The organism is Buttiauxella sp. (genome assembly GCF_035271705.1).
Taxonomy (GTDB): Bacteria; Pseudomonadota; Gammaproteobacteria; order Enterobacterales; family Enterobacteriaceae; genus Buttiauxella.
This window is the reverse complement of record NZ_DATERI010000100.1, coordinates 20,125-28,049: the sequence shown is the minus strand read 5'-3', so window position 1 is coordinate 28,049 and position 7,925 is coordinate 20,125. Positions and strand designations below refer to the sequence as shown.

Below are 7,925 nucleotides of genomic sequence, written 5' to 3'. Positions count from 1 at the left end.
GTGTCCACGCCCTGCTCCACTTTACTGCAATCAATATTGCTTCTTTTCATCAGATCAAGGCTGACGGACTCACGCAAAATCAGCGATTCCGCATTGCCGAAGACATAACTCGCCAGATGATTAAACTGAGGGTCCTGGAACGGCCCAACACTGTGGCCAATCATGTAAACCGGCTTTTTCGCCATAAAGCTGCACAGCGCATGCTCAAATTGCGAAACGCCATACAAATCGACAAAGAACGAACCGCCGACCTGGATAATCGCGTCATATTTTTGCAGCGATTTAACGAAATCGATAAATCCTTGTGGGATGGAAATATTACGCAGGCGCCCGTTTTCAGTGGCTTTCGCCAGCAATACCTGGTGCTGATATTTGCGGCGCAGGACTTTTTTAACCCGTCCCATCAACCCAACCGCATTGTTATGTTGCTTCATCTGCTTATACAGCGTGTCGCCCAGCACCGGGCGGCCCAACAGCCAGGCAGAGCTCACCGGATAACGGCTCATCACGTCAACCTGCACGCTGTCATCAATAGCGGTAATGGCATCAATCAGCCCGCGCAAAATGGCGCTATCACCACGGTTGCCGCAAGTGTGGTTGCCAAGAATCAATAATTTCATATAAATCAGACCTCTTATTAAGGGGTTTTAGCTTGCGCGAAGCAGTGTTTTCAAACGTTCGTTGCGGCAAAACTGGCGCTTCATCTCGACAACCAACGCATTGCGCGAAAGCGCCAGCATGACGATAAAGGCCAATACACCAGCGGCGATTTGCACACCCAGCAGCAGGCCGAGGGAGAGATGCCCTTTCAGAACAACGCCCAGCACCAAGCTGATAACAATGGTTGGAATGGATAGGTAAAACGGCAGCCAGAGACTCTGAATGTATTGGCGGTAACTGGAACCGAGCACCGGTTTAATCATCACGAAATAGCTCAGCACGGTGTTTACAATCTGCACAAACAAGAAGCCAAGCGTCACACCCAACGCGCCGGCAAGATGTCCGCCAACGATAATCGCCGGGATAAACAGGCAGGTTTTGAACACATTGAATTTAAAGCTGATATCAACCCGCGCTTTCGCCATCAGCAGCGAACCAATCGGATTACCGATGGAGCGCAACAGGCCTACCACACACAGCAATTGCAGAATCGGCGTAATGAACTGCCATTTTTCACCGAACACCAGCGGCACAAAATTGTTCGAGACCACCAGCAAGCCGAGCAGCGTCGGGAAGTTAATAATCCCGACAATTGACAGCAGTTTGTAGAAGTTGATGCGTAGCTTTTCTGTGTCGTCCTGAATCTTGGCAAAGGCCGGAAACAGCACGCGGGTGATAATCGGGTTCAACTTCATCGGCGGCACCACTGCCACGTTATAGGCGAGGTTGTACCCCCCGGCGATGCTGGCGCCCAAAATACGGGCCAGCACTAACGTTGAGAGATTCGTGTTCACATAATTGATAATGCTGTCAGCGGTTAGCCATGCGCCAAACTTCAGATTAGAGCTGACCGATTTCAGGGAAAAATGCAGGCCAGGGCGATAAATTTTGCGACCAAAGAAACCAAACAACGAGGTGCGCACCACGGTATTCACCAGGTAACCAATAATCGCCGTCATGGCGAACGGGTAATACATCGCAGCCCCTACTGTCACGGTGAATCCGGCCATGACAGAGACCGTTTCAATCGAGCCAATTTTCGAAAACTCCAGTTCCTTTTGCATTAAAGCGCGGAACTGCTGGCCGTGCGGGATGACAACAAACGCAAATGACAGAGTCTTAATCAGCGGTGCGAGGGCCGGGGCATGCAGTACCGCGGCGATAATATCGCTGAGTAAAAACACCGCCGCGAACACCACCAGACCCAAACCGACATTCAGCCAATACAGCGTGGTCAACTCGAGGTGGCTAATCTCTTTGCGCTGGATAATCGAGTTGGCAATGCCAAAATCTGACAGCGTATCCGCCAGTGCGATAATCACCAGTGACACTGTCAGCAGGCCAAATTCGTGGTTATCGACAATGCGCGCCAACACGGTCATCTGCACCAGGCCAAGGCTGATAATAATCACCGTGGCCATAGCAGACCATTTGGCGCCGCTGATGGTTTTTTCTCTCAGGCTCATGGTGGACTCACTCAATAGGCAGCTTTGTTAACAAAGCCTTTGAAAATGGTCAGAAACACAATTTTGATGTCAAACCACAGGCTCCATTCGCGGATATATTCCAGGTCAAACTCAACGCGTTTTTCCATTTTCTCCAGCGTATCGGTTTCGCCACGCCAACCGTTGATTTGTGCCCAACCGGTGATGCCCGGCTTCACTTTATGGCGCAGCATGTAGCCTTCAATCAGCGTGCGATATTGCTCGTTATGCGCCACCGCGTGCGGACGTGGGCCGACAATCGACATCTCCCCCATCAGCACATTGATAAATTGCGGCAACTCATCAAGGGAAGTACGACGCAGGAAATTACCGACCGGCGTAATGCGTTTATCGCCTTTGGTCGCCTGAGTCACCACGGCGTCATTTTCCATCACTTTCATCGAGCGGAACTTCCACACTTTGATTGGTTTTCCATCCATGCCGTAACGGGTCTGGCGGAAGATAACGGGCCCAGGCGAAGTCAATTTCACCACCGCGCTGATGCACAACAGCACGGGTGAAATAAACAGCAGGATCATCGAAGAAAGCACAATGTCTTCGAGGCGTTTCAGCACACGGTTAATGCCGTTGAGCGGGGTATCAAACAGCGGTACCACCGGCACCCCGTTCACTTCTTCAGTGCGCGCATTCAAAATATTGAAGGTGAAGACATCCGGGATCAGCAACACAGAACAGGTGGTATCGGTCAGCTCACGCACCAGCGATTTAATGCGCACTTCTTCGCTCATCGCCATCGCGATATAGATATTATCGATATGCCCGGCACGCGCTTGTTCCACCAAATCTGCGAAACAGCCCGCATAATCGCCATGGGGTGATTGCGGTTGTTGGTCGTCATACACGCCAGTGACATCAAATCCCAACCACGGTTCGTTGCGGAAACTCTCCGCAAGCGCATAGCCCACTGGCATCGAACCCGCGATAGCAATACGGCGCGTGTTGTAGCCCATATTGCGCAACCAACCGGCACCCAGGCGAATAAGCGAACGGCACATCACCATGCCGAAACTGGTTAATACGTACCAGGCGAAGTAAACCCAGAACGACCCATCAAAGTCAGGATTAAATGCCAGCAGACCTGCGCTGAAAATCAAACTCAGTGTCCAGTTTTGTAACAGCAGCATCATTTCGCTGGCAATTCTCACCCCACGCCATGAACGGTAAAAATCGGTCATGCCACCAATCATCTGGAAGACCACAAGGGCCAGCAACGCCATCAGTAAATGCATGTACAAAAACGGTAACGCGTTGACCTGACACACCACCCATAGCCCAACAAACATAATGGTTATGTCAGAAAAACGTTGCACCATAGAAATTAACGATGCGTTCGTTTTTGGTAGCTCGCGCTTTTTTAGGTTTGTCATCGTTTTACCTTTATTAAAAGGGTGACGGTTCACCTTCCCTGCGTTTGTCGAACGGCCATACCCGTCATACTTCAAGTTGCAGATGCGTTGGCTGCGTTCACTCACCCAAATCACTTACCAGAGTAAGCTCATCGGGATTTGCTCGCTTGCCGCCTTCCTTCAACTCGAATTATTTTGGGTATAAAGCAATACCGCCCGACAAACACCGAAGATCTCCGTGCCCTAAATCACTGATTCAACAGTTCCATAATTTCCTGTGTTCGCGCCTGCATCAGTTGTTCATCGCGCTTAGATTCCACGTTCAAGCGCACCACCGGCTCGGTGTTAGAGCTACGAAGGTTGAAGCGCCAGTCCGCGAATGCCATGCTCACGCCATCGGTGTGGTCCACTTCCTGCGCATGTGGCGCAAAGTGCTGCTGCACACGGGCAATGGCCACTTTCGGGTCAGCCAGCTTGCTGTTGATTTCCCCGCTCGCCGGCCACGCCGCCATACGGTCACACACCAACTCACCCAGCGTTTTACCTTTCAGACACAGCAGTTCTGTCACCAGCAGCCACGGGATCATCCCGCTGTCGCAATAGGCAAAATCACGGAAATAGTGGTGGGCGCTCATTTCGCCACCGTAAACCGCATCTTCCTGGCGCATCCGCTCTTTGATAAACGCATGACCGGTTTTAGACATCACCGGTGTGCCGCCAGCACGCTCAACGATATCCACCGTGTTCCACGACAGACGCGGGTCATGAATGATTTTCGACCCCGGCTGTTTTTCGAGGAATGCCGCTGCCAGCAGGCCAACGATGTAATAACCTTCGATAAACTGCCCTTTCTCATCGAACAGGAAGCAGCGATCGAAATCGCCGTCAAAGGCAATCCCCATGTCTGCACCGTGTTCAATCACCGCGTTACGGGTGTCGTCGCGGCATTCCGGCAGCAATGGGTTCGGGATACCGTTCGGGAAATTACCGTCCGGGGTGTTGTGGACTTTGATAAATGTCAGCGGCACGTTGAGCGCGTTAAAGCGTGCTTCGATGGCATCAACAATCGGGCCTGCCGCACCATTACCGGAGTTAATCACCAGTTTCAGCGGCTTGATGTTGTTCACGTTGATGTACGAGAACAGGTGGTCGATGTAAGCCTCAACCACGGACACTTTCTGGTAGCTACCACGTTTTGCTGCATCCACGGGTGGGAAGTCGTTCGCTTCCGCCAGGCGCTGCACATCACGCAGGCCGGTGTCGCCGCTGATAGGGCGTGCACCCTCACGCACCAGTTTCATGCCGTTGTAGTCCATCGGGTTATGGCTGGCGGTCACTTCTATACCGCCGTCCACATTGAGATGCCAGGTGGCAAAATAGATCTCTTCGGTACCGGACAGGCCGATATCCAGCACATCCACGCCCGCATCCTGCAACCCTTTTGCTAACGCCAGCTTAAGCCGCTCACTGGTCAGGCGCACATCGCCGCCCAGCACAATGGTTTTCGGTTTCAGGTACTCGCCATACGCGCGGCCAATACGTTCAGCGATGTCTTCATTCAGCTCTTCGCCCAGCTTGCCGCGAATGTCATAGGCTTTAAAACAGGTTAACTTTTGCACGTTTCAGTCTCCTCCAGGCAACAGTTGCCCAACCCACAGAGTTGGCTGTGGGGGATGTTGAATATTCAGATTTCGTAGGTCGGATAAGCGAAGCGTCATCCGACAGCGGTCAGATGCGCCCGTAGCGGTCTTTAAAACGGACGATGTCGTCTTCTTCGAGATAAGTGCCAGAACGCACTTCAATCAGGTCGAGTGGGATTTTCCCCGGGTTTTCCAGGCAATGCGTCACGCCCAGCGGAATGTAGATGGACTCGTTTTCGCCCAGCAGTTTTGTCTCGTCACCCAGCGTGACTTTCGCGGTACCCGCCACCACAATCCAGTGTTCGGCGCGGTGATGGTGCATCTGCAATGACAATCCTTCGCCGGGCTTCACGGTGATACGTTTAACCTGGTAGCGCTCGCCGGAATCAATGGAGTCGTATTTGCCCCACGGGCGATACACTTCGCGGTGATTGTGGTGTTCATGGCGGCCATCAAACTTGATTTGCTCAACCACTTTTTTCACGCTCTGCACGTGGTCACGGTCGGCAATCAACACCGCATCTTTGGTCTGCACTACCACTAAATCTTTCACGCCTACGGTAGTGACCAGACCCGATTCCGCATAGATATAGCTATTTTGCGTATCGTGACTTATCACATCGCCATGATGTACGTTGCCATGCTGGTTTTTGGTGCTGATTTCCCAAAGTGATGACCACGAACCCACGTCACTCCAGCCCGCATCCATTGGCACCACCACCGCATCGGCGGTTTTTTCCATCACCGCGTAGTCGATAGACTCGTCCGGGCACGCCAGGAAAGCCGCTTCGTCCACACGTACAAAGTCCAGATCCGGATCAACGCTGGCCATCGCTTTTTCGCAGGCGCTCAGAATATCCGGGCGGAATTTTTTCAACTCTTCAAGGTAACGCCCGGCGCGGAACAGGAACATGCCGCTGTTCCAGTAATACTCACCGCTGGCCACATAAGCCTGTGCGGTGGCGATATCCGGTTTTTCCACAAACTGCGCCACACCAAAGGCAATGGCATCAACCCCTGGCGTATTCGGGTTAGCCACTTCACCACGGCGAATGTAGCCATAACCGGTTTCTGGCAGGTCTGGCACGATACCAAAGGTGACCAGTTTCCCGGCTTCAGCAAACGGCATCGCGTTGCGTACCGCTTCACGAAATGCCTCTTCGTTCTCAATCACATGGTCGGCGGCGAGGATAAGCATCAGCGGATCGTTATCTTGCTGATTACGAACCGCCGCGAGGGCCGCCAGCGCGATGGCGGGAGCCGTGTTACGTCCGGCAGGCTCCAGCACGATGTTTTCCGTCAGCTTATTGAGCTCACGCAGTTGTTCAGCCACGATAAAACGGTGCTCTTCGTTGCAAATCACCACCGGGCTTTCGCACTCCACTCCGTTTAAACAGCTAATGGTGGTTTGCAACATCGTCAGTTTGCCTTTCAGGCACAGAAACTGTTTCGGGTAAAGCACGCGGGACAACGGCCACAAGCGGCTACCGTTTCCACCCGCCATGATGACGGGATAGAGCTTGGAATGACTCATGATTTAACCCCAATATCTTGTGCAGATATCGCTGCAATAAATTGGTTCAGCACGCTGTCTTTCTCCAGCGTGCGCTCGGCATATTCACATGCCACCGTGTTGTGTACCGGCAATTGCAGGCAACGCTCGATTCCATCGGCTAACGCATCAACCGATTCAGGCTCTACACACACGGCAATACCGGAATAAGCCTCGCAAAGTTGGCCGAGTTCGGTATCCGGTTCTGCGGTAATCACCGCATTCCCGCCCACGGCAAGAATATTGGTCAGCTTGGATGGCAGAACCGCATCTGCCGCACCCCGGCGCTGGATAACCAAATGGCAATCCGCAAGATGCAGCAACGCGGGCAGCGCGTCGTAAGGTTGCAACGGGTGGAACACCACGTTTTGCAATCCCTTCTCCTGCGCCTGTTTTTGCAGGCGTGCTTTACCGCCGCCCTGGCCGACAATGACAAACAAATACGGCTGATGAGCGAAACGTTCAGCCACTTCAATGACGGTTTCCAGCCCCTGCTTTTCCCCAATATTGCCGGAGTAGAGGATGATTTTTTTATCAACAGGCAGCTGTAAACAGGTGCGCACCGCCAAAACGTCGTCTACGGAAATACCGCGAAAACGTTCAACTTCCGACCAGTTAGGGAAGAAGATCACTTTTTGTGGATCCACGCCCTTTTCCATCGCTTTGTTCATCATTGAGCGCGAAATGGTCGAAACATTGTCGACGTTGTGCAGGCCACTTTGTTCAAAGCGAGTTGCCAGTCGGGCAACTTTGCCCTGCTGTTTACCCGCCATTCCCAGGCCGAGCATGGCGTCCACTTCATAATCCTGAATATGCAGTAACGTGCGAGCCCCACTCAGTTTTGCGAGCAGGCGCATGCCCGGTACACAAAACAGCGTGGGAACGACGCCAATAATGCGATCCGGCTTCCAGCGACGTTGCGCCAGCAGCGGGAAAAAGGAGCTCAGCGCAAAGCTGCCCAGATGAATCAGGCGCTTTAACGTTGATGGCTGTTTTGGTACGTACAGCGGGCAGCGCCAAACGGTCGCTGCACCCACCTCTTTTTTATACTTCCAGGCCGAATAATCTGGATGCACTTCCCAGGCCGGATAGTAAGGTGGTGCGGTAATCACCCGCACCTCATGGCCCTGGCGCGTCATCCATTCAACCATCTCGCCGGTATATTTACCGATGCCTGTCAGCTCCGGTGAATAGTTAATGCCGTAGACCAGAATCTTCATTT

The 7,925-nt window shown here is 52.7% G+C and carries 6 protein-coding genes; all 6 read right to left on the bottom strand.

All coding sequences use genetic code 11. The features are described from left to right. Positions 1-620: polysaccharide pyruvyl transferase family protein (locus tag VJY99_RS09330; RefSeq protein ID WP_324117773.1), on the bottom strand; the 620-nt coding region annotated here is incomplete at its 3' end. A 27-nt stretch (positions 621-647) separates the two neighbouring features. Next, positions 648-2,126, bottom strand: coding sequence for an MOP flippase family protein (locus VJY99_RS09325; RefSeq protein WP_324117772.1), 1,479 nt, complete (start codon positions 2,124-2,126; stop codon positions 648-650). Positions 2,127-2,137: 11 nt separating this feature from the next. Further along, the gene (gene wcaJ / locus VJY99_RS09320; protein WP_324117771.1) at positions 2,138-3,532 is read right to left on the bottom strand and encodes an undecaprenyl-phosphate glucose phosphotransferase; all 1,395 of its coding nucleotides are present in this window, start codon (positions 3,530-3,532) and stop codon (positions 2,138-2,140) included. A gap of 227 nt (positions 3,533-3,759) precedes the next feature. Continuing rightward, positions 3,760-5,130, bottom strand: coding sequence for a colanic acid biosynthesis phosphomannomutase CpsG (cpsG, locus tag VJY99_RS09315; RefSeq protein WP_324117770.1), 1,371 nt, complete (start codon positions 5,128-5,130; stop codon positions 3,760-3,762). A gap of 109 nt (positions 5,131-5,239) precedes the next feature. Next, positions 5,240-6,685 carry a mannose-1-phosphate guanyltransferase gene (cpsB, locus tag VJY99_RS09310; protein ID WP_324117769.1) on the bottom strand — a complete coding sequence of 482 codons (1,446 nt, stop codon included), beginning with the start codon at positions 6,683-6,685 and terminating at the stop codon, positions 5,240-5,242. Then, the gene (gene wcaI / locus VJY99_RS09305) at positions 6,682-7,923 is read right to left on the bottom strand and encodes a colanic acid biosynthesis fucosyltransferase WcaI (protein WP_324117768.1); all 1,242 of its coding nucleotides are present in this window, start codon (positions 7,921-7,923) and stop codon (positions 6,682-6,684) included. Before wcaI ends, cpsB begins: the two co-directional genes overlap by 4 nt. Positions 7,924-7,925: the final 2 nt, after the last annotated feature.